The organism is Caldisericia bacterium, from assembly GCA_026414995.1.
Taxonomy (GTDB): Bacteria; Caldisericota; Caldisericia; order B22-G15; family B22-G15; genus JAAYUH01.
The window spans coordinates 119,992-144,508 of sequence record JAOAHY010000001.1 but is presented as its reverse complement, the minus strand read 5'-3'; the positions used below and the strand labels follow the sequence as shown (position 1 = coordinate 144,508).

The following is a 24,517-nucleotide window of genomic DNA, read 5'->3' as shown; positions in this document are numbered from 1 at the left end:
GGAGGTTCATATTATGATTAAGAAATTTATTTTATTTTTTATAATATCATTTTTTTCTTTACCATATTTTATATATGCTTATGAAAATAAAATTGAGTTATATTTTTCAAATGAAAGTTTTATTTTAAAATATGACGAACAAGGATACATAATTCCTATTGTTGAAGGATACAGTAATATTGATTCATTTTCTGATAAGTGTTTTCCAAGAAAGAATATAAAAGTTCTTTTGCCGTCAAATACTAAATTACATTCCTTTAAAATTTTAAATTTAAAAACAATTAAATTAGATGGAAAATATAAACTTAGAGAGGGTAATTTACCATATTTAACTGGAACAAATGATATATTTTACAATAAAAAAGGTGATTTCAAAATAGATAAACCAATTTTTCTTTTATCAGAGAATAACAAAAAAGGTTTTAGATTTTTAACTTTTTCTGTTTACCCCTTTCTTTATGAAAAAGAAGAACTTTATTTTGTAAAGAGTTTTAAAGTTGAAATCTATTACTTGAAAGAAAAGAATGAAGAGAAAATTTATGAAATTGAAGATAAAGATTTTATAAATTATTCTTCAATGAATGAATATTATAAAAATATAATTTCAAATGAATCTTATGAATACCTTATTATAACAGTTGATAAAGCATATAAATTGCTTGAGGAGCATAAAACTTACCTTGAATCAAAAGGAATTAAAGTAAAACTTATAAAGGCATCTTCTATTGATACAAAACTGACTCCAGAAAATTTAAGAGAATTCTTAAAGAAAGAATATAAAATTAGTGGTTTTAAATATTTATTAATTGTTGGTTCACCAAATTCAATTCCAATGAAAATTTTATATGCTGGTGAAGAAGATTTAGATTATGAAAACAAATTTATACCTTCTGATTTTTACTATGCTGATTTAACCAGTGATTGGGATTCAAATAAAGATGGTTTATTTGGAGAACCTGGCAAAGATAATATAGATTTTTATCCTGAGATTAGTGTTGGAAGGATTCCTTTTGATAATGAGTTAGAAATCAAAATTGTTCTACTTAAGACTAAGGTATTTATGGATAAAAGTTATGAAGAAAATAAAAAGAAGATATTATTTCTAGGTGCTTTTTGGCATTTTAAAAATGAAGAAAATAAATGGAGTCAAGATGGAGATAGTGGTTATTTAAATAATATGATTTTTGAACTATATTTAAAAAATAAAGGATTTTTAAGGAAAAGCCTAAACGAACTAGAAGGACTTGTTACAACAAGTGTAAAATATGTAACAGATTCACAAATTAATCAAAAAAATTTTATAAAATTTGTAAATGAATTCAGACCAGGTATTATTTCTTGGATGGGACACGGAAATTGGGATGGAACAGCAAGAAAGATATGGGCTGTTGATTATGATTATAATGGATATCCAACACAAGATGAAATAAAATGGGATGATTTTGTTTCAAATGATATAGTTACCAACTTTGATGTTAAAAACCCATCTATATATTATTCATCTTCTTGTTTGAATTTATATCCAGAAAAAGATTCTTTAGCAAAAAATATTTTAGTTGTAGGAAATGGAGTTAATTTTATTGGATTTTCAAGAATTTCATGGTATTTTCCAAATTTGACTTATGAAAGTTTTGATAATAATCCCTCAATGTATACACTTAATGCTATGTTTTTAAACTTTTTATCTTCCAAAAATACAATAGGTGAATCAATATATAAAACAATTTCCTGGTATTATGAGAAATTTTGGAATCAAAGTGTAAATTTAAATAAAATTCTTGCTCATAATATTTATTGTTTAAATATATTTGGTGAACCTATAATTTCATTAGAGACATTCACAGAGAAAGTTATAAATCCAAAAGTAATTTATACAAATCCATCTAATAATCAATCAGATGTTCCTATAAATATAGAAATTGTTATAAAATTTGACAGAAATTTAGATAAAAAAACAGTTAATTTGAATAATTTAATAGTTCAAGAAGGAACAAAAATAGTCCAAGGTTATTTAAATTATAATGAAATTGAATTTTCAATAATATTTAAACCAACAAGTGAACTAAAAAAAGGAACTTTTTATACAGTTACTATAAAAAAAGATATAAAAGATATTTTTGGGAATGGTCTTCAAAATGATTATAAATTTTCATTCAAAACAATCTCTGAAATACAGGATTTTATAGTTGTTTTTTATGATAAAGATGAGGGATATAAAATTGATCTCAAAAGTTGTTCTATTTTAAATCAAAAAGATTTTCTTTTATTAAAAATTAACTCTTATAGAAATTGGGGAGACCCAACAACTGATTTTAGAATTTTAATTTATCTTGAAGTTGATAACGATCAAAACACAGGATGGCCTAAAGAAGATAATGGAAATGGAGAAGATTATCTTATTTGGATTGGAACCTATGATGGTAAATTTTATTCAGATATAAATAACTATGATAAAAGTAAAAAAACATGGAATAAAATAGAAGATCTTGAATCAAATGTTTTAAAAAATTCAAATGAAGCAAATATAAAAATACCTAAAAAATATTTTATTTTAAATAGATTTGGGTTTTGGGTAGCAATAAGAGATATTAAATATAATGAATTTGATTATTATCCAAATGATGATGACCCAGAATATTATTCATATTTTGATATTTTGAGCAAACCTCAAAAACTTGATATATTAGATTATTATCCTAAAAATCAAAGTATTGTATCTCCAAATACTGAAATTTATGTAAAATTCTCTAACAATATACTTAGTCAAACTTTAAATCAAGATACCTTTTATGTTAAAAAAGGAGATAGATTTGTTTCAGGAAAAATAGTTTATGATAAAGAACAATATATAGCTAAATTTGTTCCAGATTCACTGCTTGAAGAGGGTTCAATTTATAAAGTATTTTTAAGTAAAAATATAACTGATTTAAACGGAAATAATCTATTATTTGATTTTACAATTGAATTTCAAACTCAGAAAATTTCTGAGGGTGAATATATTTTACAATATGTATCACCAAGATCTCAATTTAGCACTATAGATTTATCAAGAATTTTTATATTATCAGATGGAAGAAATCTTTCTTTTAAAATTGAAGTTTATTCTTCTATAACTAAACCATCTGATATTGGATTTTTTATAAGAATGGATATTGATAACAATCCTAATTCTGGAGTTCCAAGATACCCTTATGGAGGAAATGGCGAAGATTATTCTATTTATGTTGGAGGTTATCAAGGGCAAGTTAAATCATTTATATTAAATTGGAAAGATATAAAATGGGAAATTGTTGAAGAAAATAAGAATTTTATTATGAAGCAAAATATTAATTATGTTATTGTTACTATACCAATATCAAAAATTGGTAATCCAAAAGAGATAAATTATTGGGTTGGTTCTACTGATGATACTGTTAAATTTACAATTGTTGACAATGCTCCTACTGAGACATATTATCTCAAATATTATATTGTAGGTAAAAAGGGTTGGATAAAACAGTTTGAAGATTTAGACGAAGGTTTTATTTATGATTTAAAATCATCATATATAATGCATGATGATAAAAATGTATATTTTAAAGTAGAAACTTTTAGAGGTTGGAAAGATTTAAATAATGAAAAATTCTTTGTTCAAATTAATATTGATTCAGATCAAAACTCTTTAACTGGAAAAGAATCACCTGATGGTATGGGTGAGGATTTTCTTATACATATTGGAACAAAAGAAAATGAAACTGGAATATTTTGTGAACTTTGGATTTGGGAAGAGGATGGTTGGTATATATATGAAGAATTAAAAAACTTTAGAATAGAAAATAATTCAAATATGATTGAGGTAACATTACCGCTCGAATTAATTGGCTCTCCTAAAAAATTTAACTATTGGGTAGGAGTCGGAACATGGTTAAATGAAGATGAGTTTGATTATTTTCCAAACGATGATGACCCAAATTATTACTTGGAATATGATACAACAAAAATCATTTCAGAAGATGCCATACAATTAATAGTTGATATTCCAGATAATTTAGTTACAGACAAAGAGTCTATTTTAGTTAAAGGAAAAACAAATAAAGATGCAAAAGTAACAATAAATAATGAAGAAGTTCTTGTATCAAGTGTCGGATTCTTTGCTAAGATAGTAAATTTAAAACAAGGAGAAAATATAATAACAGTTAAAGCATTTGATAATGCAGGAAATTCAAAAGAGATAAGAAGAAAAGTTGTTTTCTCTAAAACTGTTAGTAAAGTATCAATTGAACTTTTTATAGGAAAAAAAGTTGCTATATTGAATGGTTTACAAAAAGAAATTGATGCTCCCCCATTTATAAAAGATGGAAGGACACTTGTACCAATAAGATTTATAGCAGAAGCATTTGGAGCTGAAGTTCAATGGGATGGTTCAACTAAAACTGTAAGAATATACCTTTCTTCCAAAAATATTAAAATAATACTTCAAATTGATAATAAAATATCTTATGTTAATGATAAAAAAATTATATTAGATGTTCCACCATTAATAAAAGATGGAAGAACTTTTGTACCAATAAGATTTATAGCTGAAAGTTTTGGAGCAGAAGTGCAGTGGGATGGAGTCGAAAAGAAAATAACTATTATATATTCTCTTTAAAAATTATAGGGTGTGCACCTTCCTACGATACACTCTTCCTCAGGTCTTCCTCAACAAGAAAATCCAGAAAGATTTATGAGGGAACATCCTGAGAATCACTTACCGTTGCTTCCTTCCGGACCTGGCGGGGTTTGTGACTTCAGGATTTCCTCACTTCCTTCCTTCATCTTTTCCTGTTGAGGACCTTCTGAAAAAGAATGTACCTTCAGAAGGAATTCAGCCCCACTAAGCGGGTTGTGGGTTACAGGGCACCGCTATCTCCCCGCCTAGCACACCCTAATAAAAATTATATCATTTATAATGAAATTAATGGAAAATATATCAATAAGAAAAGGCAATGTTGAAGATCATGAAGATTTTGTTAATTTAATCATTTATACAGGAAAGGATTTATTTTACTCAATTTTTGGAAATTATGTCAAAGAGATACTCAATAAACTCTATTCTATGAAAAATAATCAATTTAGTCATGAATTTACAAATTTTGCAATATGTGGAGATAAAATTGTTGGCATGATTCTATCATATTCATTTGATGATTTAAAAAGAGTATCTTTAAATACTGGTTTTCTCCTATTTAAAATAATGAAATTTGATTTTCTTAAACATTTAGTTAACTTCATAAAATCATTTACAAAATTGAATATTGTTAATAAAGATGAATATTATATTAGCAACATTGCTGTTTATCCAAAATTTAGAGGATTAGGAATTGGAAAAGATCTTTTAATATTTGTTGAAAAAATAGCAAAAGATAAAAATTTAAAAAAACTTTCATTAGATGTTGAAAAAGAGAACATAAACGCAATTGTTATTTATAAAAAATTTGGCTTTGTAATAGAAAAAGAATTTAAATTAAATCTAGGGAAAAAGACCTTTTCTTTTTATAAAATGATTAAAAAATTATAATATATAAAGAAGAATTTCTTTGGATGAGGAGGTATAAATTATGAAAAGATGGCAAAGAAAACATTGGTTTTATTTTGGTTATCCACCATGGGGATTCTATGGTAGATTTGGTTTTGGATTAGGACCTTGGTGGTACCATATGAGCAAAGAGGAAGAAATAGAATATCTTGAAGAATTAAAAAAAGAACTTGAAGAGGAATTAGAAGAAATTAAGAAAAGATTAGAAGAGTTAAAAAAATAATATAAATATGATAAAAATTTCAATTTTATGTAATGATAAAGCAAAAGAAAAATTTTATTCAGAACATGGATTTTCTGCATTAATTGAAAAAGATGGATACAAACTAATTTTTGATACTGGAACAACAGATGTATTTTTAAAAAATATTTTAAAATTTAATAAAAATATAAATGAAATTAATGATATAGTAATAAGTCATGGACACTACGATCATATGGGTGGATTAAGAGAGTTAAGCAAATTAGATAAAAATTTTTCAATATGGTCTAAAGAAGGAGTTTTTATTCCTAAATTTTCAGAAGATAAATTTGCAGGTATTGAAAAAGACAAAATCAAACAAAATTTAAATTTTAGATTTATTAAGGAAGATTTATTTGAAATAATGCCCCATATTTATATATTTGGACCTTCTCCAATATCTAATAATTTTGAATCAATAGATAAAAATTTTAAGATAAAATCAGAAAAGGGTTTAGAAAAAGATTATTTTACAGAAGAGATTAATCTTGCTATTGATAATAAAGATTTGATTTTAATAACAGGTTGCGCTCATAGAGGAATTGTTAATATTGTTAATCATGCTGTAAATATTTTTAATAAAAAAGTAAATATTATTTTAGGTGGATTTCATCTTTATAACGCCTCTAAGGAGAAGTTAATAAAAATTGTTAATTATTTGAATAATTTTGAAATAAATAAATTAATACCATGCCATTGTACTGGTGATAAAAGTATTAAGATTTTTAAGGAACTTTTTAAAGGTGAAGTTATGGAGTGTTTGGCAGGAGATTTTTTAATTTTTTAACATAGGAGGAGTTATGCAAAACATAATTACTGGTTTTATCTTAATTATTCTTAATTTATTTTTATATTCACTTTTGGTAAATAAAAATGAAAATAAAAAACTCAAAAGATCTATTAAAAAAGGCATTAAACAATTCATAAAAAATTCAATTAGATTATTTGCAATTTTTCTAATTATTGGAATGCTCCAAAGTTTTCTTTCAAAAGAAAATGTTGGTAATTTTTTATTAAAATTTAATGGATTTAAAGGAATAATCTTTGGTGAACTAACTGGTGCTGTAATGATGGGACCTGTAGCATCAGGTTATCCAATTGCAAAATATTTACTTGAAAATGGAGCAAACATATCTCTTGTTTCTGCTTTTCTTCTATCATGGGTATTAATTGGATTTATTTCAATAAGTATAGAATTCAAAGAATTTGGAAAAAAATTTGCAATATCAAGAAATTTATTAACATTAATTTTTATAATAATTATTTCTATTTTGATGAGGCTAATCATATGAAAGAAAAATTTAGAACTGTTTTTAATGAATTTTATCTTGAAATTATATTTGCATCAATTGCAATATTTTTACTTTTATTTAATAAAGAAAAAGCATCTCTTGGGTTTATATATGCAATCAATACATATAAAAATCTTTTTTTGGTTATAATCGGAGTAGCATTACTTTCTGGTACAATTTCAGAATTAATTAATGAGAATATTGTTAAAAAATTGATTGGTAAAGAAAGTGGATTTAAAGGAGTTTTAATAGGTGCTATATTTGGAACTTTAATGGTTGGACCAGCATATATTTATTATCCATTTTTAAGAGAACTTTTAGAAAAAGGAGCAAAAATTAATATAATTGCTACAACTATTGGGGCATGGGCTATAAAACTTCAATGGCTTCCATTTGCAATCACTTTATTAGGAGCAAGATATATTATCACATTAAATTTTTTCATTTTTATATTTGCAATAATTTCAGGATATCTTGTTGAATATTTTACAAATTTTAAATTTTTGACTAAAATAAATTAAATAAATAATTATAAATTAGGAGGCTAAAATATGTTCAAAGAATTTAAAGAATTTGCAATGAAAGGTAATGTTATTGACCTTGCAGTTGGTATAATAATTGGTGCAGCTTTTGGAAAAATTGTTTCTTCTCTTGTAGGAGATGTTTTAATGCCAGTAATTGGTTTATTAATTGGAGGTATTAATATTAGTGGATTATCTTTCAAAATTGGTGATGCAGTTATAAAATATGGTGCATTTTTACAAACAGTCGTTGATTTTTTAATTATTGCTTTCAGCATATTTTTACTTGTAAAGGGGATAAATAAATTAAAAAGAAAACCTGTTGAAGTTCCAAAAGAACCAACAACAAAAATATGTCCTTTTTGTTTTACTGAAATACCAATAAAAGCAAAAAGATGTCCAAATTGTACATCTGAATTAGATTAATTTAAAATTTAAAGCAATAAGGGTTATTATGTAATTTAAAATTTTGATAGGTTTTTTAATATTTTAATTTTTTCTAAATCACCTAATTTGGCTTTTTCAACAGCATTTTTTAAAATTTCAATCGAGATATCATAAGTTTTTCTGTCAACTGGATATGGGTGTCCATCTTTACCACCATGTGCAAATGAAAATGTGACTGGATCTTTAAATGATAGTTCTGAGCCAAATATAAGATGAGATATTAATGCAAGAGCTCTCATAGTTTTTTCTCCTAGGCCTTCAATAAGAATAAGATCCTCAAAACTTTTAGGTTTATAATCTTTAATTTTACTCATTAATTTTTTTAACCTTTTTTCCTCATAATCTTCATAAAAAATAGGATGGTGAAATGGAAAATTCACCCTTCTTTTATCTAAAATTTTAATTGCCTCATCTTCTTTTATCTCAGTTGAAACCGTTAAAATTTCATTTCTTGTTTTTTCAATTTTAGAATCAACAAGATTAAGAGGTTTTACAATTAGATCAGAAGCAATTCCCTTGTGTGGGTCTGAAACAAAACTATTTATCTCTTTTGAAAACCAATGATATCTTCTTGCAATTCTTTTTTCTTCATTCATTCCCTGCTCAATAACAGCCCAAATACCATCTTTTGAATAGATAAAAAAGTGATGATAAATTGAAAAATTATCTTGAAGTCCAACTGTATCAACTTTAGCAACTAATCTAGAATATTTTTTTAATAATTCTCCTTTTTCAAAATTGATATATCCTTTATCAATCCATATATTTATATCTTCTGGAGTCTTTACTGCTCTTTTTCCTTTGCCTCCTGCAAAAAATATACCAATATTTTTCTCTTCATCTTTTAAACCCTCTTTTAGAGCACCAGTTACAGTTGTTGTAACTCCTGAGGAGTGCCAATCAAAACCTAGAACGCAACCAAATGCTTGAAACCAAAATGGATCTGATAATCTATTTAAAAGTTCTTGAGTACCATATAAATAAATAATTGAAAGAGATATTTCTCTTGATAGTTTAACCATTCTATCAAAAAGCCATTTTGGTGCTTTGCCACCATGAAGAGGTAAATCTGCAAAACCTCTTCTCATTCAGTTGAGACCTCTATAACAAAATCTTCTTTTGATAATTCATTACAAACATCTTTTATTTCAATATTTTGAGGAACTGATACAATAAATTCAATGTTTAAAGATTTTTCATCTCTTTCAAATTTTACATTTTTAATATGAATTCCATATTTTCCAAAAATAGTTCCAATTTTTCCAAGTTGACCTGGTTTATCTGTAACTTTAATATTAAATATTTTTAAATTTCCTTCATATTTTCCAAGTCTCTCAAATTCAAAAACTCTTACAAAAATTAACACTAAAAACGCAAGTATTGTTGTTAAAATTGCAGGAATATAGAAACCTAAACCACATGTGAGTCCAATTGCTGAAGAAAGCCAAATTGTTGCAGCAGTAGTCAAACCTTTTATTGTTAAACCCTCTTTCATAATAGTTCCTGCACCTAAAAAACCTACCCCTGTTACAATATTTGCAGCAACTCTTGATGGGTCAACTCCACTTCCATAAATTTTTGAAAATTCAATTGAAGATATTGTAAAAAGACAAGAACCAAGTGATACAAGTATATGTGTTCTAAGTCCAGCTGGTCTATTTCTTCTTTCTCTTTCTAATCCAATTAAACCACCTAATATAATAGAAACAACAATTTTTATAAATATATCAAAGTATTCTTTATTCATGTAAAAAATTATATTATAAAATTTCAAGAAAATAAATTAAATTTTGAATTTCTTCTTTAAAAGTTGTTGAAGGTCCATGACCTGGATAAATTATATAATCTTTATCGTTTAATTTATTTAAAATTTTTATTATAGAATTTTTCATTTTTATGCTACTTGAATATTCAAAGTCAGTTCTTCCAATTGTTCCTTTGAAAATTGTATCTCCTGAAAAAATTAAATTATCAATTATAAACATTGAACTTCCTGGAGTATGTCCTTCAGTATGAATCACTTTTATATTAAAAGAAGAAAGATTTAATTCATAACCATCTTCAAATAAAAAATCTACTTCTACTTCTTCAAAGTTAGACCAATATTTTTTATTTATTGCACCATTAGAAATAAAAGGAAGATCACTCTTATGAATAAAGATTTTCATTTTGTAATTTTTTTTCAAAAAATTATCGCAAAATGTATGATCTTCATGTCCATGTGTGTTTAAAACATACTCGAATTTTATATTTTTTAATTCCTCAAGTTTTCTTTTTATTTTATAACAATCACCACCAGGATCTATTATAATCCCTTCTTTATCTTTATAAACAAAATAGCAATTTGTTCTATAAGGACTTACAATTTCTTTTTCTACTTTTATCATCCGCTAGTTTTCATAAGTTTTATTTTTGGTAAAAATATTGAACCATCTTTTGGCATAGTAACTTCAGTTAAATATGGAAGATATCCTGATAGTTCAATTCTTATTTTATATTTCTTTAAAGGAGTTAAATTCTTAATTTCAATAGGTGTAACACCTTTAATTGAATCATCTATATATACAGTTGCGCCTTCAGGTTCTGTTTCAATAATTAAAGCGTGATTTAATTGAACTAAATTAAATGTGTAAGTGTTAATATTTTCTGTAATATCAATTGTCTTTGTCATTTCTTCATAACCAAGTGCTTTTAAAGTTATAAAATGTCTACCAAGAGAAATTTCTTTAATTTCTAGAGGTGTTTTTCCAATTTCTTTTCCATCAATAATTACAGTTGCTCCTCTTGGATTTGAATTTATATATGCTTTACTTACACCCTTTATTAAAATCTCAGATATTTCGATTATCTCTTCTTTTACTTCAACAACTTTAATTATGCTTTTATATCCCTCTTTTGTAATGAGAACTTCATGTTTTCCTGTTTCAAGGTCATAAATTTCTAATGGAGTTAATCCATAATTTTTTCCATCCACATAGACAGTTGCTCCATCTGGTTCTGTTTTAACTGAAATTCCTCCAACTTTTCTCTCAAGATTTGCAATTACAATAGTTTCTCTTCCTTTTTTAATCTCTACCTCTTTTTTATAATCTTTGTATCCTTCTTTTTTTACCTCTATACTATATTTTCCCACATTTATTTTTATAGAAATTGGCGTATTTCCTATATTTTCACCATTTAAATAAACTTCTGCTTCTTTAGGGTATGAATCTATTGTAAGAGTTCCTTTATTTGATAAACATGAAGAAAAACATAAAATTGTTAGAAAAATTATTATAAATAAATTTTTCATAATTATCTAACAAATAAGTTTTTGTATGGATAAATTACTATTTTTCCATTTTCAACTAAGGCAATTGAAGCAACTTCTTTTCTTCTTTTTGAGACATCATCATCAAGTACAATGTCTCCAATTTGTAATCTTTTTGGTCTTAAGTTTGTAGCGACTACAATAGCATCTTCTCCTATATCTCTTCCAGCAATGACGCTTCCTCTTAAGGAACCAAAAACAAACAAACTTCCACCAGATATTATTTCAGCATCTTCGTTTACATCACCAATCAAAATTATATTTCCACTATAATTTAATATCTGCCCAGATCTTAATATTCTTTTAATTACTAGAAAATCCCTCAAAATCATCTTTTTATCTTTTTCAGCCGATAATTGAACTTCTTCCTCTTTTTCAAAAAATTCACAATCTATATCAAACTTATTTTCCATTAGACTCTTAATTTCAAAAATTTCTCTATCTGAAAAACTACCAGTTATAGGAAAAAATTTTATGGAACCACCTCTAAAAAAATCTTCTCTTTCAGAAATTTTCTTTTCAAGTGCTTTTAAAATTGTATTAAAAGAATAAGAAAGATCTATATAAGCAACAATTCCATCTTTTGTTCCCTTAAAATTAACAGCATTTTTAGGAATTCTCAAAAATTACCTCCTTTAATTTCTTTATAAATTTTACCACAGGAAATCCAACAATAGTATAAAAACAACCTTCAAATTTTTCTATAAGATAACTTCCTAATCCTTGAATTGCATATCCCCCTGCTTTATCAAATGGTTCATTGGTTTTAATATAATTTAATATTTCATCTTTTTTTAAATCTTTGAATTTAACTTTAGCAATATCAAAACCTTCCCCTTCTATATTTTGTGATATAAAATAAAAACCTGAACAAACTATATGCCATTTATTTGAAAGTTCTTTAAGCATAATAAAAGCATCTTCTTCGTTTTTAGGTTTTCCAAAAATTTTGTTATCAATAACAACAACTGTATCTCCAGAAACATAAGTTTCGTATAAATTTCTTTTTACTGATAATACTTTGTTTTTTGAATTTTCAATAGTTAGTTTTATAAAATCTCCTTCATCTAATTCTATTGATTTTGGAATGATTTTCTCAACATAAAAGAATTTTCTTAAAATATCAAATCTCCTTTTGGAATTTGAAACTAGATTTATTTTACCAGGGAGATTTTCTTTTCTCATCTTCATAATCTTTTAATCTTTTTATTAAAAATTTTGAAATATAACCAATTATAAAACCTGATATTCCACCAAAAACAATTAAAATTGGAAGATAATAAAAAAGGTATTCAATTTTTGATATATAATATACAACTATAAATTGTCCAAAATTATGAATTATTCCACCAATCATACTAACACCAATAATTGAGATTTTATCTTTAAAAACTTTTTTAAAAATTATCATAAAAATTGTTGCGAGAATTGAACCTGTGAAAGATAGAATAAATTCAAGCGTTAAAAAATTTCCTTTAAATAAAGAAACAAGTACTGGTCTTAATATTCCAACTAAAAGTGCATATGTTGAATTAAAATAATATAGAGTTATTAATGTTGCAATATTTGCTATGCCTATTTTTATACCAGGTGCAATAAAAAATAAAATAGGTGGTTCAATTAAATTTAATGCAATTCCGCCTGCTAAAAAAAGAGAAACTATAATTAAATTTCTTAATCTATTCTGATATTCCATCTATTTTTCCTCTACCTTTGATTATAATAAAAACTTCATTAGGAAGACAAATTGAATACTCCCCAATACTTGAAATCCAACCTTTTCTAATACATATTTTATCTTTACAATTAGATTCTATTACTCTCGCTTTTCCATTATCAATTAAAACTAAAACTTTTCCATTATTCCCTTCACAAAAAATAACTCTTTTTTGAAATAAATTAAATTCATTCTCTCCATTTTTGTCTAAAACAACAAGTGTTTTATTTTGTGTATCAAATGATAAATAGAAAATTGAAAAAATTAATAGTGGTATTAATAAATAAAAAATAAATTTATCAATCTTTTTCATCGATTATCTCTTTATTTAAATTTTCATCTACAAATAACACTTTAATGTTTTTAAAGTAATTTTTGATAAATTCTTTGCCTTTTTCTTTTCCTAATACAAAAAGCGTTGTTGAAAGAGCATCTCCATCTATTCCTTTTTCTGAAACAACGCTTACCTCGATAATACCATTTTGAGATGGGTTTCCAGTTTCTGGATTTATTATATGGTGATATCTTTTATTATCTTTTATAAAATAATTTTCATAATCACCTGATGTCGAAACTGTGGCTCCATTTTTAACTTCAAATGTGTATATAACTCCATTACCTCTTGGATTTTTAACTCCTATATTGAAAGTTCTATTACCTAAAACTAAAATATTTCCACCAAAATTTACAATTGCTTCTTGAACATTATTTTTTTCTAAAATCTCTTTTATTTTATCAAGTGTGTAACCTTTAACTATTCCCCCAAAATCAAGTGAACCAGAAATAATTTTCACCATTTTCTTTTCTTTATCAATTAAAATATTTTCTATGTCAACTTCTTTTATTAATTTATTTATAATACTTTCATCTGGAATTTTATAATTACCATCATAAAATCCCCATTCATTTACAATATCTCCAACTAATGGATTAAATGCATTGTTTGAAATTTTATTAAAATAAATTGCTTTCTCAAGTACATATATAAACTCTTCATCAACTTCAACCCACTCTCCTTTATTTTTATTTATTTTTGAAGTGTATGATGATTCCTTAAATCGTGAGAATTTATCTTCAATTTCTATTACTTTTTCGTTAATTTTACTAATAATATTTTTATGGTTATTATCAATAGTTATAATTAAAAAGGTTCCCATATAAAGACCTTTTGTTGTGTAAAGATTTTTATTACAGGATATAGAAGTAATTAATAAAAAGATTAAAAAGAGAGTTTTTATTCTCTTATATTTAAATCTGAGCCACAAAATTTACATCTCCCATGAATTACATTATATTCAAGAATCTCAAAACCTGCTCTTTTTATTACTAAACTTTTACAATTTGGACAATAAGTATTTTCAAATGGATGCCCAAAGACATTTCCTATATAAACAAAATTTAAACCAACTTTATCTCCGATTTCTTTTATCATTTCTAAAGTTTTTATAGGTGTTGGCATTAGATGTGAAAAGTTCATATATGGATAAAATCTTGTTATATGCCAAGGTGTTTTTGGTCCAAGATTTTCTTTAATCCAAATTGCAAGTTCTTCCATTTCTTTTATAGAATCATTAACTGTTGGTATTACATTTGTAATAACTTCAATATGTAATCCCAGTTTCTTTGCTTCTATTGTTCTTTCAAGAATAAAATTTGCTCCTTTAACATTAGTTATTTTTTTAAAACTTGAATCATAAAACGCTTTAATATCAACTCTAAATGCATCAAGATATTGTGAAATTATATTTAAACCTTCAGAAGTTATTGTTCCATTTGTAACATAAACAGTATAAAGATCTTCCTCTTTTGCAAGTTTAAAAACATCAAGTGTATATTCAAACCAAATTGTTGGTTCGTTATATGTAAATGAAATACCTTTTGAATTATAAGATTTTGCAAGTTTTATTAAATCTTGTGGAGTTAAATATTTACTCATAGAAAGAAGTTTGTCATGATATTTTTCATACGAAATTTCCCAATTTTGACAATGTCCACATCTTAAATTGCATCCCCATGTCCCTAACGATAAAGTTTGACTTCCAGGATAAAAATGAAAAAGAGGTTTCTTTTCAATTGGATCAATAGCAATAGAGGAAATAACACCATATATTGTTGTAAAAAGTGTTCCATCAATATTTTTTCTTACTCCACAAAAGCCAAATTCACTCTCTTTTATTAAACATCTTTTATAACAAAGATTACATCTTACTTTTTTTTTATCTAATTTTTCATATAATAGGGCTTCTTTAATGTTATCCAATAAATCCTCCAAACTTTAAATTGAAGCCCAAACAAATTCCTTTTTATAAATATATTTTTCCTTTAAATATCTATCTATATCTTGTGCTGCTTTTTTACCAGCACCCATTGCAAGAATTACAGTTGCAGCACCAGTTACTATATCTCCACCTGCCCATACACCTTCAAGGGATGTTCTTCCATTTTCATCTGCTATTACAATTCCATGTCTACCTGTTTTTAAGCCACTAGTTCTTGCAACAAGAGGATTTGGAACTGTTCCAATTGCAACAATTACTGAATCAACTTTAATTCTGTATTCACTTCCTTTAATTGGTACTGGTCTTCTTCTACCAGATTCATCAGGTTCTCCTAATTCATTTTTGATAACTTCCATCTCTTTTACCCAACCATTTTCATCTCCAAAATATTTTGTGGGACAAGTTAACCACAAAAATTCAACTCCTTCTTCTTTTGCATGGTGATATTCTTCAACTCTTGCAGGCATCTCTTGTTCTGTTCTCCTATATACAATCATAACTCTTTCAGCACCCATTCTTAAAGCACTTCTTGCAGCATCCATTGCAACGTTCCCTGCGCCTATTACTGCGACAACACCACCTTTTTTAACAGGTGTATCAAATTCTGGAAATTTGTATGCTTTCATTAAATTTATTCTAGTTAAATACTCATTTGCAGAAAGTATTCCTAATAAATTTTCACCAGGAATATTCATAAATTGAGGTGCACCAGCACCAGTACCTAAAAATATTGCTTTATATCCTTCATTAAATAGGTCTTTTAAGGTAAAAGTTCTTCCAACAAGAACATTTGTAATAATTTTAACACCGAGTTTTTTAACATATTCAACTTCTCTTTGTACAATTGATTTTGGTAATCTGAATTCAGGAATGCCATAAATTAAGACACCACCTGGTGCATGAAGAGATTCAAATATTGTTACATCATATCCAAATTTTGCTAAATCAGCTGCACAGGTTAAGCCAGCAGGTCCTGCACCAACAACTGCAACTTTAATATCATACTTTTCATTTATTTCAGGAATAACCATTCCTCTTTTTGCATCCCAATCTGCAATAAATCTTTCTAACCTTCCAATTGCGCATGGTTCATATTTTTTACCTAACACACATTTTTCTTCACATTGGGTTTCTTGAGGACAAACTCTTCCAGTTATTGCCGGAAGAGAATTTGTATTTTTCATTATCTTAATTGCTCTATCAAAATCTCTTTCTTTTATAGCTTTTATAAATCCAGGTATATCAACATAAACTGGACAACCTTCTACACATTTCGGGACTTTACACTGAAGACATCTTTCTGCTTCTAATATTGCCTCTTCTTCTGTATATCCATATGGCACTTCATCAAAATTTTTAATTCTTTCTTTAGGATCCTGTTCTTTCATTGGAGTTTTTTTAGGATTTATAGCCATATATCATCCTCCTTTTTTCATCAAGATATTGCATTGCAAGTTGCTCTTCGTTTTTATACATTTTTAATCTTTCGAATAGAAGAGGAAAATTTACAAGATGTCCATCAAATTCAGGACCATCTTGACAAGTTAACTTTGTTTCATTACCAACTTCAACTCTACAGACACCACACATACCAGTTCCATCTACCATAATTGAATTCAAACTAACAATTGTTTTTATTCCATATGGCCTTGTAAGTTCACAAACATTTTTCATCATTATTGGTGGTCCAATTGCTGTAACTTGGGCAATTTTCTCACCTTTATCAATTAAATCTTTTAGAGCATCTGTTACAAATCCCTTTTTCCCATATGTTCCATCATCTGTAGTTATTAATACTTCATCTGAAATTTTTCTAAATTTCTCTTCCCAGAAAAGTAAATTTTTGCTTCTTGCTCCAAGAATTGATATTACTTTATTACCAATATCTTTGAAACCTTTTAAAATTGGATAAATAGGTGCGATTCCTACTCCTCCGCCAATTAAAACAACTGAACCATTTTCATATTTATGTAATTCAGAAGGTGTACCAAGTGGTCCAACAACATCATATATATTATCTCCTACTTCTTTATATGACAATAGATAAGTTGTAAGTCCTACAGTTTGGAATACCATTGTGATTTCATCATTTTCATAATCTGCAATAGTTAGTGGAATTCTTTCGCCTTTTTCATATACTCTTAAAATAAAAAATTGACCTGGTCTTGCATTTTTTGCAACATAAGGTGCTTTAACTTTCATTAAAAAAATTGTAGGACAAAGCTCTTCTTTATATGTTATCTCAAACATCTATTCCTCCTAAAGAAAACATTCTTAAAATATTATAACATGAAGAGAAATGATATAATTATCATATGCAGAATCCATTTAATAATTTTTCATGGATTGTTGAGAATTTTCTTGCTGCCTCTGAATATCCAGATAGTGAAGAAAAATTTAAGTTTTTAAAAGAAAATAATATAAAGTCAATAATAACACTTTCTGAAAAAAAATTACCAGATCTTTTAATTAAAAAATATAAAATTAGACACCTTTATCTTCCCGTTAAAGATTTTGATGTTCCTTCACTTGAACAAGTTAAAAAATTCATTTATTGGATAAATTTAATGGAAAGATGGGAAGTTTCAACATTAATTCATTGCGATGCTGGAATTGGAAGAACCGGAACTTTTATAGCAATTTATTTTCTTTTGAAAGGTTATACACCAAAAGAAAGCATTGAACTTTTAAAAACAAAAAGAAATTTTGGAATTGAAAATTTGAAACAGGAGAGCTTTATTTATGAATTATATGAGCTTCTTCCTGTGATAATTCCAAATGAAGAAGAGTTGAATTTTAAAATATTTTATGAAACAGTAAAGACACTAAGAAAAGAGTGTCCATGGGATAGAGAACAAACAAGAGAATCTTTAGTAAAGTATATTGATAGTGAAGTTCAAGAACTTAAAACAGCAATATTTAATAATGATTTTCAGAATATATCTGAAGAACTTGGAGATGTTATGCTTGAAATTCTTTTTCAAATAATAATTGGAGAAGAAAAACAAGAATTTACATTAAATGATGTTTTAAAAAAAGTAATAAAAAAACTTGTTGCAAGACACCCTCATGTTTTTAAAGACGAAATTGTTAACAATTCAAAAGATGTTGAAGATAGATGGGAAGAATGGAAAAAGAGAGAAAAATTGTAAAGGATATAATAGATTTTCAAAATTATCTAAAAAGCGAATATAATTTTGATTGGGATAATGTCTTTGGTGTTATAAATAAACTTGAAGAAGAAATTAAGGAATTAAAAGAAGCATTAAAAAGAGATGATAAAGAAGATATAGAAGAAGAATTTGGTGATATTATTATTACCATTGTTAATCTATCAAGATTTTTAAATTTGGATATATTTGATACTTTAAATAAAAGTTTTAACAAATTTAAAGATAGAATAGAAAAAATGGAGAAATTAGCAAAAGAAAGAAAATTGAATTTAAAAGAGTTAAATATAAGTCAACTTGATTCTTTATGGGAAGAAACAAAGTGATAAATTATTTTTTTCTTAAATATTTATAAACTTCAAAAAAGTAATTAACATCTTCTTGAGGGATTTTTTTAATTTTGCCTAAAAGTTTCGAATAAACTATTGATTTCGAGAACTCTTCAAGTAACTCTATTTTACTATAAGCATCTATTAAATTTTTACCAACAACAACAACTCCATGATTTCTCATATAAGAAGCATCGCCTTCTAATAAACTTTCTGCTACAGCCTTAGCAAGATCTAAGGTGCCAGGTTTAATGTAGTTCACAAAGCCAATTTTTCCAAGATAAATAATTGTTTCAGGTAGAATTTCATTTACAATCTCTATATCTAATATACAAATTGATACAGAATAAGTGGGGTGAGAGTGAATAATTGCTGTTACATCTTCTCTACTCTTATATATCTCTAAATGCATTAAAATTTCAGATGAGGGCTTACCTTTCCCTTCAACAACCTCACCATTAAAATTTACAACTATTAAATCATTTTCATTTAAAAAACTTTTATTTAACCCTGAGGGAGTTATTAAAATTAATTCATTAGCTCTTATTGAGATATTACCACCATATCCCCCAATTAATTCTCTATCTCTCATTAACTTTATAATTTCAATAAAAGTTTTTTTATCAAACATTTTCTCCTCCAAAAGATAAATTCTCTTTACTTAGAAGTTCTAAAATTTTTTTATAATTTTTAAAATTAATTTTTGCAACTTCATTTAATCTTTGTGTTCCAAATTTTCTTGCAAAATCTATACCACTGATAATCACATTGTCTCCTGCTCCTTTTGGAAAAGAAAAATTCCATTTTTTTTCTAAATTTAATATTGATTTTAAAAAGGAATCTCTTGCAATTATAGATGCGCATGCTATTGCAATGTCTTTTTCACCTTTTATAATTTCAACTCTTTCAATATTTTTTATTTCATCTTTTAAAAATGAATCAATATAATTTTTATTTGTAAATTTATCAATAAGTATTAATGAAACTTTGTCTTTTTTAATTAGATTTGAAATAACTTTAGAGTATGCCCATGATAGAAGTATATTCATATTTTTGAAATTTTTGTATAATAAATTAAATTTTTTTGGAGAAATAGATATAATTTCATAATTTAAATTTTTTTTGATTTCATTTGCAAGAAATTTAATTCTTGAATCTTCGATCTTTTTTGAGTCTCTTACATTTAAATTTTTTAAAATGTCTTCTTTTTTCTTATCAAAAATTACTCCAGCTATAACAAGATTACCAAAAAAATCTCCTTTTCCTGATTCATCTATTCCTATATATTTAGAAAAGTTCTCCAATCTCTTTTTCAACCTCTTTAATTAGACTACCATCATAAATTAACTCTCTCACTTTCTCTATATAACTAGTCAAATTCTCATCTCTTGAAATAGGTTGATATACATCTCTTATTATTTTATAAGCAACTGAAGTACCTCTTCCAAGTTTTCCACTTCTAAATGAAAGTGCTTGAATAGCTGAAATTAATTCAAGGGATATTATTGTATACAAATTATCAACAATTTGTCTCAATTTTCTTGCAGAATTGCTTGACATGCTAGTATCATCCTCTTGATCACAAGAGACAGAGATCGATGTAACAGATGCTGGATAAGAAAGAATTCTATTTTCACTAACAAGAGAAGCAGCCAGATATTGTAAAAGCATTAATCCAGTATTAAGTCCGCTATTTTCAATTAAAAATGGTGGAAGACCAAAAGATAAATTTGGATTCATTAATCTATTTATTCTTCTTTCAATATTATTACTTAAAATTGTCAATTCAATTGAAAGAAAATCACAATTAGTTGATATAAATGAACCATGAAAATTTCCTCCTGAAAGAATCATGTTTTCTTCATGAAATACAAGTGGATTATCGGATGCTGAATTCAACTCAATTGTTAAATTTTTTTCTATAAATTTTAAAGTGTTATAGATAGAACCATAAATTTGTGGTATACATCTTATTACATATGAATCTTGGACTTTTTCTTTAATTGAATTAATTAATGTGCTACCTTCAAGTAAAAGGTTAATACCATATGCAATTACACCTTGTCCTGTTTGAGGTTTTGCCTTATGTATTAATGGATTAAATGGAGAATTAGATGCAAGAAGTGCCTCCATGCTTAATGCTCCAGAAATTATAGCATTTTTAAGAATTTGTTTTGCATCATATGTCGATATACAAGCAATAGCAAGAGAAAAAGAGGTTCCATTAATTAAAGATAATGCTTCTTTTTCAAAAAAAACAAATGGTTCAATGTTTAATTTTTTATGAATATCAATTGATTTATATTCCTTCCCTTTATAAATTCCTTTACCTTCTCCCATTAAAAATGAAGCAATTGCTGCAAGAGGAATAAGATCTCCTGAGGCTCCAAGAGAACCTTTTTGTGTAATATAAGGAATAATATCCTCGTTTAAAAAAAGAATTATTCTTTCAATTATTTCTCTTCTAATTCCAGAGTATCCTTTTGCAAGAGAATTTGCTCTAATGAGCATAGTACCTCTGACTATCTCTTTTGAAGAAAAAGGTTTTAAATTTATGTTGTGAGAGCGAACTATATTTTCCTGTAATTTCAATAAATTTTCTTTACTTATTTTAATATTGCACAATTTACCTAATCCAGTATTAATTCCATAAATTGGCTCATCTTTTTTGGAAAAATTTTCTAATACCCTTCTTGCATCATCTATTTTATCTATTGCATAAGGTGAAAGTTCAACACTCTTTCTAAATCTTGCAACAGATACAAGATCTTCAATTGTTAAACTATTTCCATCAATTAGTAATTTTGCCATTACTCCTCCTTTTTTTGAAAGGTTGATTCAAAAAAGAATATTATATAAATTATTAAAATTATATACAATATTAATTTAATTATGCTTGATATTATTCCAAAAATATGTGGGGATGTTAACATAATTCTATTTAGGTATATTGATATGATTATAAAGAATAAAATTAAACTATTATGTATAATTTTAGGTCTATTTTTAAAAGGTACTTTTGAAAAATATAGAGTAAGAAGTGAAATGATGAAAATTAAAATTAAATTTTGTATTAAATCTACTGAAAGAAATATATTATTTGAAAGTAGAATATAATAAATCTTATCAACAAAAACATAGAGAAAATTAAATGTAATTAAAGCTAAAGATAAGATAAATTTTATTAAATTTTTTGATAATAAAAGAATAAAAAAAGTTAATATTAAACTTGAAATTAAAAATGTATAATCAATGGGAGGTGAATAAAATGGATTTTTTGTTGGATTTGATAAAAGAATTATTGTTAAAATTGATAAAAAAATTATTAAATCATAAATTTTTTTCCAATCAAAATGATAAAATATGAAAATTAATAAACTTATTATTATTGAAATAAAATATGTATTATTAAAAAGATAATATGGTGGTGAAAATATTATTAAATTTCCATTTAATAAATAAAAAATTAAAGAAGATATAATGAAAACTAGAGAAAAATTTAAAAGAAATATTCGTTTATATGAAAATGAGAATAAGGATGTAAAAAGAAAATAAATTCCAATTGATAATAAAATAAAAAAGGGAGATGAGATACCTAAAAAATAATTTAATGTTATAAGTAAAAAAAACAATATAGATATTATTATAAATGGTTTTATTTTAATATAAATGTTTATTTTTCTAAGAATTATATTTAATATTGTAAAAAAAATTATTATTAAAATTAATAATAAAGAAATGTTTCTATTGTCAAACTTAGTTATTTTAGATAATTTCTCATTTTCATTTATTACTTCGTTAATTTCTGATTTTATATTTATAACATCTAACCCCCAAGAATCGATTATTAATTTTCCATCTTCTTCATAAAACTCTATTTTTTTATTATTCAAAGGGTTTAATATTGAAATATTCTCGTTTGATTTAAAGATACTTTTTTCAAGTTTTATTTTCCCGTATCCATTAATTGTTAAATAAAAATCTGGAAAATCTCCAAATTGGTAAATTTCACCATTTTCTATAGTTGCAATATTACTCACTTTAAAATCTTTAGATTCAATTTTTCCTATTATGTCAAAATAATTTTTATAGTTAATTAAAAGTCTTAATTTCTCTACATTATCCCAAATTGAAAATGGTTCATCTTGATGTTTTGAAAAAGTTGGAAAAATTCCATATATTAATGAATATTTAAAAATTTTATTTAAAATCTTCTCATTAATATCTTCATTTTTCAATTTATATGCAAAGAAAATGGGTCTATTTGGTACAAGAACTCTTTCTAAAGGTAAATCATTTAAATAATTTAAATCATCGATTTCTTTATAAAGAATATCTGAGTTCATAATAAGTTGGAAATATTTTGGATTAATTGAAAGTATGGTAGTTTTTTTCTCTAAATCAATTAAAAAGTTAAAGAGATTAGAAGCATAAAATTGGGCAATCTTTCCATCTAAATAAGATTTTGGGTTTTTGTTAAAATGGTTCTTATCAAAATTAAAAAAATCATTAACATATGAAAAATCCAGAGCAATTCCTGAATATTTTGCTTCATTTTCTCCTTTTATTTCAAGTTGTCTATTTAAAATAGTTATTGAGATATTCAATGGGTATATGTATCTTGAGTAGAAGATTTCAAAAGAACTAATGCCTTTATTTTTAAGATAATCAACTTCAGGGTTTAAAAAAATTATTGTATCAATAGAATTTTCTTTATAATCAGGAACTTTCTCACCAGAAACAATTTTATAAGTTGGTTCACTCTTTTTTTCAATTTTTACCAAACTACCATCTTTATTTTTTATAGAAGAAGTTAAAATTTGTATACCCATTAATTTATAATATGGATTTTCATTGAAATAAAGTTCTTGTTGAATATTTTTAGAACTTATATTCTCAAACTTAAGTTTGATTGGATCTAATATAATAAAGTTTTTGAATTTATACTTTGTACCTTCAAGTATTCTTTCGGGAGCATATTGCTCTTGAGGATCAATTATTCTTGCACCAATTTTTAAATTTTCTATTCCTATATTATTGATAATTGTTGTAAGAGATATATTAGGTAAAATTAAACCATCAATTGATGTTTTCCTTTCTTTTAATCTATAAAGAAAATAATATATATTAAAAGCATCTACAATTGAATCAACCTCTCTTATTCTAAATTTAATAGATTCTTTTCTAATTATGTAAAAATTATATTTTATCTCAAAATATTCTTCATTTGAATTTGCTTCGAAATAGTGTAAATCATTTGAATCAATTAAATAGACAAAATACTTCCCTTCTTTATTTTTCAAAATATAAAGAGGAGAAATAAAAATCCCCTCTTTTTTAGGAAAAATTTTTAACATATTTTTAAAGATAATTTTAAAATAAAGATTTCCTCTTCCCTTAATTCTTAATTCATAAAGGTCATCTTTTTTTAAAAAATTAAAGGTGAATTCTCTAAAATCTCCCTTTCCAACATTAATTATTTTATATTCCTCATCTTTAATTAATTGAAATTCAATATTATTTAAATCTTGTGAATTTAAAAATTTAAACGATGGAAGACTAAAAATTGATATTATAAATAAAAATACAATAATTTTTTTCATTATTAACTCTCCTTTAAAAATTATATAATAATAAAGTGAATTATAAAGATA

The 24,517-nt window shown here is 25.5% G+C and carries 25 protein-coding genes and 1 other RNA gene; 9 read left to right on the top strand and 17 right to left on the bottom strand.

Features of this window, described 5'->3' with window-relative positions:
* Positions 1-13 precede the first annotated feature (13 nt).
* Complete coding sequence (locus N3D74_00770) at positions 14-4,630, top strand: stalk domain-containing protein (protein ID MCX8094712.1); 4,617 nt, start codon at positions 14-16, stop codon at positions 4,628-4,630.
* A gap of 10 nt (positions 4,631-4,640) precedes the next feature.
* Here the strand turns inward: N3D74_00770 and ffs are convergent.
* Positions 4,641-4,905, bottom strand: an RNA gene (gene ffs / locus N3D74_00765) — signal recognition particle sRNA large type.
* Positions 4,906-4,939: 34 nt separating this feature from the next.
* Here ffs and N3D74_00760 point away from each other — a divergent pair.
* Genes N3D74_00760 through mscL form a run of 6 tightly spaced genes read left to right on the top strand, consistent with a single transcriptional unit; the run spans position 4,940 to position 8,037 of the window.
* Positions 4,940-5,539: a GNAT family N-acetyltransferase gene (locus N3D74_00760; GenBank protein MCX8094711.1), complete on the top strand. Its 600-nt coding sequence runs from the start codon at positions 4,940-4,942 to the stop codon at positions 5,537-5,539.
* Positions 5,540-5,579: 40 nt separating this feature from the next.
* On the top strand, positions 5,580-5,780 hold the full coding sequence (locus N3D74_00755; GenBank protein MCX8094710.1) for a hypothetical protein: 201 nt from the start codon (positions 5,580-5,582) through the stop codon (positions 5,778-5,780).
* 7 nt (positions 5,781-5,787) lie between these two features.
* Positions 5,788-6,585, top strand: coding sequence for an MBL fold metallo-hydrolase (locus N3D74_00750; GenBank protein MCX8094709.1), 798 nt, complete (start codon positions 5,788-5,790; stop codon positions 6,583-6,585).
* Positions 6,586-6,598: 13 nt separating this feature from the next.
* Positions 6,599-7,090 carry a hypothetical protein gene (locus N3D74_00745; GenBank protein MCX8094708.1) on the top strand — a complete coding sequence of 164 codons (492 nt, stop codon included), beginning with the start codon at positions 6,599-6,601 and terminating at the stop codon, positions 7,088-7,090.
* Positions 7,087-7,611 carry a hypothetical protein gene (locus N3D74_00740; GenBank protein ID MCX8094707.1) on the top strand — a complete coding sequence of 175 codons (525 nt, stop codon included), beginning with the start codon at positions 7,087-7,089 and terminating at the stop codon, positions 7,609-7,611. The genes N3D74_00745 and N3D74_00740 overlap by 4 nt, the downstream gene beginning before the upstream one ends.
* Before the next feature lie 30 nt (positions 7,612-7,641).
* Entirely contained in the window at positions 7,642-8,037 is a 396-nt protein-coding gene (mscL, locus tag N3D74_00735; protein MCX8094706.1) for a large-conductance mechanosensitive channel protein MscL, read from the top strand.
* Positions 8,038-8,072: 35 nt separating this feature from the next.
* On the opposite strand, the gene N3D74_00730 is transcribed toward mscL, so the two are convergent.
* The 12 genes from N3D74_00730 to N3D74_00675 form a co-directional block, all read right to left on the bottom strand.
* Positions 8,073-9,146, bottom strand: coding sequence for a DUF763 domain-containing protein (locus tag N3D74_00730; protein MCX8094705.1), 1,074 nt, complete (start codon positions 9,144-9,146; stop codon positions 8,073-8,075).
* Positions 9,143-9,805, bottom strand: coding sequence for an MgtC/SapB family protein (locus N3D74_00725; protein MCX8094704.1), 663 nt, complete (start codon positions 9,803-9,805; stop codon positions 9,143-9,145). Before N3D74_00725 ends, N3D74_00730 begins: the two co-directional genes overlap by 4 nt.
* Positions 9,806-9,818: 13 nt before the next feature.
* Positions 9,819-10,445 (bottom strand): MBL fold metallo-hydrolase, encoded by a 627-nt coding sequence (locus tag N3D74_00720; protein ID MCX8094703.1) that lies wholly within the window; start codon positions 10,443-10,445, stop codon positions 9,819-9,821.
* Positions 10,442-11,350 carry a PEGA domain-containing protein gene (locus N3D74_00715; protein ID MCX8094702.1) on the bottom strand — a complete coding sequence of 303 codons (909 nt, stop codon included), beginning with the start codon at positions 11,348-11,350 and terminating at the stop codon, positions 10,442-10,444. The genes N3D74_00720 and N3D74_00715 overlap by 4 nt, the downstream gene beginning before the upstream one ends.
* 2 nt (positions 11,351-11,352) lie before the next feature.
* Positions 11,353-11,991: a hypothetical protein gene (locus tag N3D74_00710; GenBank protein MCX8094701.1), complete on the bottom strand. Its 639-nt coding sequence runs from the start codon at positions 11,989-11,991 to the stop codon at positions 11,353-11,355.
* Complete coding sequence (locus N3D74_00705) at positions 11,978-12,553, bottom strand: Maf family protein (protein MCX8094700.1); 576 nt, start codon at positions 12,551-12,553, stop codon at positions 11,978-11,980. Before N3D74_00705 ends, N3D74_00710 begins: the two co-directional genes overlap by 14 nt.
* Positions 12,528-13,064 (bottom strand): Gx transporter family protein, encoded by a 537-nt coding sequence (locus N3D74_00700; GenBank protein ID MCX8094699.1) that lies wholly within the window; start codon positions 13,062-13,064, stop codon positions 12,528-12,530. The genes N3D74_00705 and N3D74_00700 overlap by 26 nt, the downstream gene beginning before the upstream one ends.
* Positions 13,048-13,398: a NusG domain II-containing protein gene (locus tag N3D74_00695; protein ID MCX8094698.1), complete on the bottom strand. Its 351-nt coding sequence runs from the start codon at positions 13,396-13,398 to the stop codon at positions 13,048-13,050. The genes N3D74_00700 and N3D74_00695 overlap by 17 nt, the downstream gene beginning before the upstream one ends.
* Complete coding sequence (locus N3D74_00690) at positions 13,385-14,242, bottom strand: FAD:protein FMN transferase (GenBank protein ID MCX8094697.1); 858 nt, start codon at positions 14,240-14,242, stop codon at positions 13,385-13,387. The genes N3D74_00695 and N3D74_00690 overlap by 14 nt, the downstream gene beginning before the upstream one ends.
* Positions 14,243-14,319: 77 nt before the next feature.
* The gene (gene amrS, locus N3D74_00685) at positions 14,320-15,345 is read right to left on the bottom strand and encodes an AmmeMemoRadiSam system radical SAM enzyme (GenBank protein ID MCX8094696.1); all 1,026 of its coding nucleotides are present in this window, start codon (positions 15,343-15,345) and stop codon (positions 14,320-14,322) included.
* Between the two features lie 15 nt (positions 15,346-15,360).
* The gene (gene gltA, locus N3D74_00680; protein MCX8094695.1) at positions 15,361-16,779 is read right to left on the bottom strand and encodes an NADPH-dependent glutamate synthase; all 1,419 of its coding nucleotides are present in this window, start codon (positions 16,777-16,779) and stop codon (positions 15,361-15,363) included.
* The gene (locus N3D74_00675) at positions 16,763-17,614 is read right to left on the bottom strand and encodes a sulfide/dihydroorotate dehydrogenase-like FAD/NAD-binding protein (GenBank protein ID MCX8094694.1); all 852 of its coding nucleotides are present in this window, start codon (positions 17,612-17,614) and stop codon (positions 16,763-16,765) included. The genes gltA and N3D74_00675 overlap by 17 nt, the downstream gene beginning before the upstream one ends.
* Positions 17,615-17,679: 65 nt before the next feature.
* On the opposite strand from N3D74_00675, the gene N3D74_00670 reads away from it, so the two are divergent.
* Together N3D74_00670 and N3D74_00665 are read left to right on the top strand one after the other, a co-directional pair.
* Entirely contained in the window at positions 17,680-18,516 is an 837-nt protein-coding gene (locus tag N3D74_00670; protein MCX8094693.1) for a dual specificity protein phosphatase family protein, read from the top strand.
* Positions 18,492-18,860, top strand: a complete 369-nt coding sequence (locus tag N3D74_00665; protein ID MCX8094692.1) for a hypothetical protein — start codon at positions 18,492-18,494, stop codon at positions 18,858-18,860. The genes N3D74_00670 and N3D74_00665 overlap by 25 nt, the downstream gene beginning before the upstream one ends.
* Before the next feature lie 4 nt (positions 18,861-18,864).
* Here N3D74_00665 and N3D74_00660 read toward each other — a convergent pair whose 3' ends face one another.
* The 4 genes from N3D74_00660 to N3D74_00645 are packed head-to-tail and all read right to left on the bottom strand — an operon-like array spanning position 18,865 to position 24,466.
* Positions 18,865-19,494, bottom strand: a complete 630-nt coding sequence (locus N3D74_00660; protein ID MCX8094691.1) for a class II aldolase/adducin family protein — start codon at positions 19,492-19,494, stop codon at positions 18,865-18,867.
* A complete protein-coding gene (gene rnhC / locus N3D74_00655; GenBank protein ID MCX8094690.1) occupies positions 19,487-20,179 on the bottom strand; it encodes a ribonuclease HIII in 693 nt (230 codons plus the stop codon). The genes N3D74_00660 and rnhC overlap by 8 nt, the downstream gene beginning before the upstream one ends.
* Positions 20,151-21,674 carry a histidine ammonia-lyase gene (hutH, locus tag N3D74_00650; protein MCX8094689.1) on the bottom strand — a complete coding sequence of 508 codons (1,524 nt, stop codon included), beginning with the start codon at positions 21,672-21,674 and terminating at the stop codon, positions 20,151-20,153. Before hutH ends, rnhC begins: the two co-directional genes overlap by 29 nt.
* Complete coding sequence (locus tag N3D74_00645) at positions 21,674-24,466, bottom strand: hypothetical protein (GenBank protein ID MCX8094688.1); 2,793 nt, start codon at positions 24,464-24,466, stop codon at positions 21,674-21,676. Before N3D74_00645 ends, hutH begins: the two co-directional genes overlap by 1 nt.
* Between the last annotated feature and the right edge of the window lie 51 nt (positions 24,467-24,517).

Bases quoted from the DNA above. Each gene is read 5' to 3' on its own strand.
- N3D74_00770 (MCX8094712.1), top strand. From the start codon at position 14: ATGATTAAGAAATTTATTTTATTTTTTATAATATCATTTTTTTCTTTA.
- N3D74_00760 (MCX8094711.1), top strand. From the start codon at position 4,940: ATGGAAAATATATCAATAAGAAAAGGCAATGTTGAAGATCATGAAGAT.
- N3D74_00755 (MCX8094710.1), top strand. From the start codon at position 5,580: ATGAAAAGATGGCAAAGAAAACATTGGTTTTATTTTGGTTATCCACCA.
- N3D74_00750 (MCX8094709.1), top strand. From the start codon at position 5,788: ATGATAAAAATTTCAATTTTATGTAATGATAAAGCAAAAGAAAAATTT.
- N3D74_00745 (MCX8094708.1), top strand. From the start codon at position 6,599: ATGCAAAACATAATTACTGGTTTTATCTTAATTATTCTTAATTTATTT.
- N3D74_00740 (MCX8094707.1), top strand. From the start codon at position 7,087: ATGAAAGAAAAATTTAGAACTGTTTTTAATGAATTTTATCTTGAAATT.
- mscL (MCX8094706.1), top strand. From the start codon at position 7,642: ATGTTCAAAGAATTTAAAGAATTTGCAATGAAAGGTAATGTTATTGAC.
- N3D74_00730 (MCX8094705.1), bottom strand. From the start codon at position 9,146: ATGAGAAGAGGTTTTGCAGATTTACCTCTTCATGGTGGCAAAGCACCA.
- N3D74_00725 (MCX8094704.1), bottom strand. From the start codon at position 9,805: ATGAATAAAGAATACTTTGATATATTTATAAAAATTGTTGTTTCTATT.
- N3D74_00720 (MCX8094703.1), bottom strand. From the start codon at position 10,445: ATGATAAAAGTAGAAAAAGAAATTGTAAGTCCTTATAGAACAAATTGC.
- N3D74_00715 (MCX8094702.1), bottom strand. From the start codon at position 11,350: ATGAAAAATTTATTTATAATAATTTTTCTAACAATTTTATGTTTTTCT.
- N3D74_00705 (MCX8094700.1), bottom strand. From the start codon at position 12,553: ATGAGAAAAGAAAATCTCCCTGGTAAAATAAATCTAGTTTCAAATTCC.
- N3D74_00700 (MCX8094699.1), bottom strand. From the start codon at position 13,064: ATGGAATATCAGAATAGATTAAGAAATTTAATTATAGTTTCTCTTTTT.
- N3D74_00695 (MCX8094698.1), bottom strand. From the start codon at position 13,398: ATGAAAAAGATTGATAAATTTATTTTTTATTTATTAATACCACTATTA.
- N3D74_00690 (MCX8094697.1), bottom strand. From the start codon at position 14,242: ATGGGAACCTTTTTAATTATAACTATTGATAATAACCATAAAAATATT.
- gltA (MCX8094695.1), bottom strand. From the start codon at position 16,779: ATGGCTATAAATCCTAAAAAAACTCCAATGAAAGAACAGGATCCTAAA.
- N3D74_00675 (MCX8094694.1), bottom strand. From the start codon at position 17,614: ATGTTTGAGATAACATATAAAGAAGAGCTTTGTCCTACAATTTTTTTA.
- N3D74_00670 (MCX8094693.1), top strand. From the start codon at position 17,680: ATGCAGAATCCATTTAATAATTTTTCATGGATTGTTGAGAATTTTCTT.
- N3D74_00665 (MCX8094692.1), top strand. From the start codon at position 18,492: ATGGAAAAAGAGAGAAAAATTGTAAAGGATATAATAGATTTTCAAAAT.
- N3D74_00660 (MCX8094691.1), bottom strand. From the start codon at position 19,494: ATGTTTGATAAAAAAACTTTTATTGAAATTATAAAGTTAATGAGAGAT.
- hutH (MCX8094689.1), bottom strand. From the start codon at position 21,674: ATGGCAAAATTACTAATTGATGGAAATAGTTTAACAATTGAAGATCTT.
- N3D74_00645 (MCX8094688.1), bottom strand. From the start codon at position 24,466: ATGAAAAAAATTATTGTATTTTTATTTATAATATCAATTTTTAGTCTT.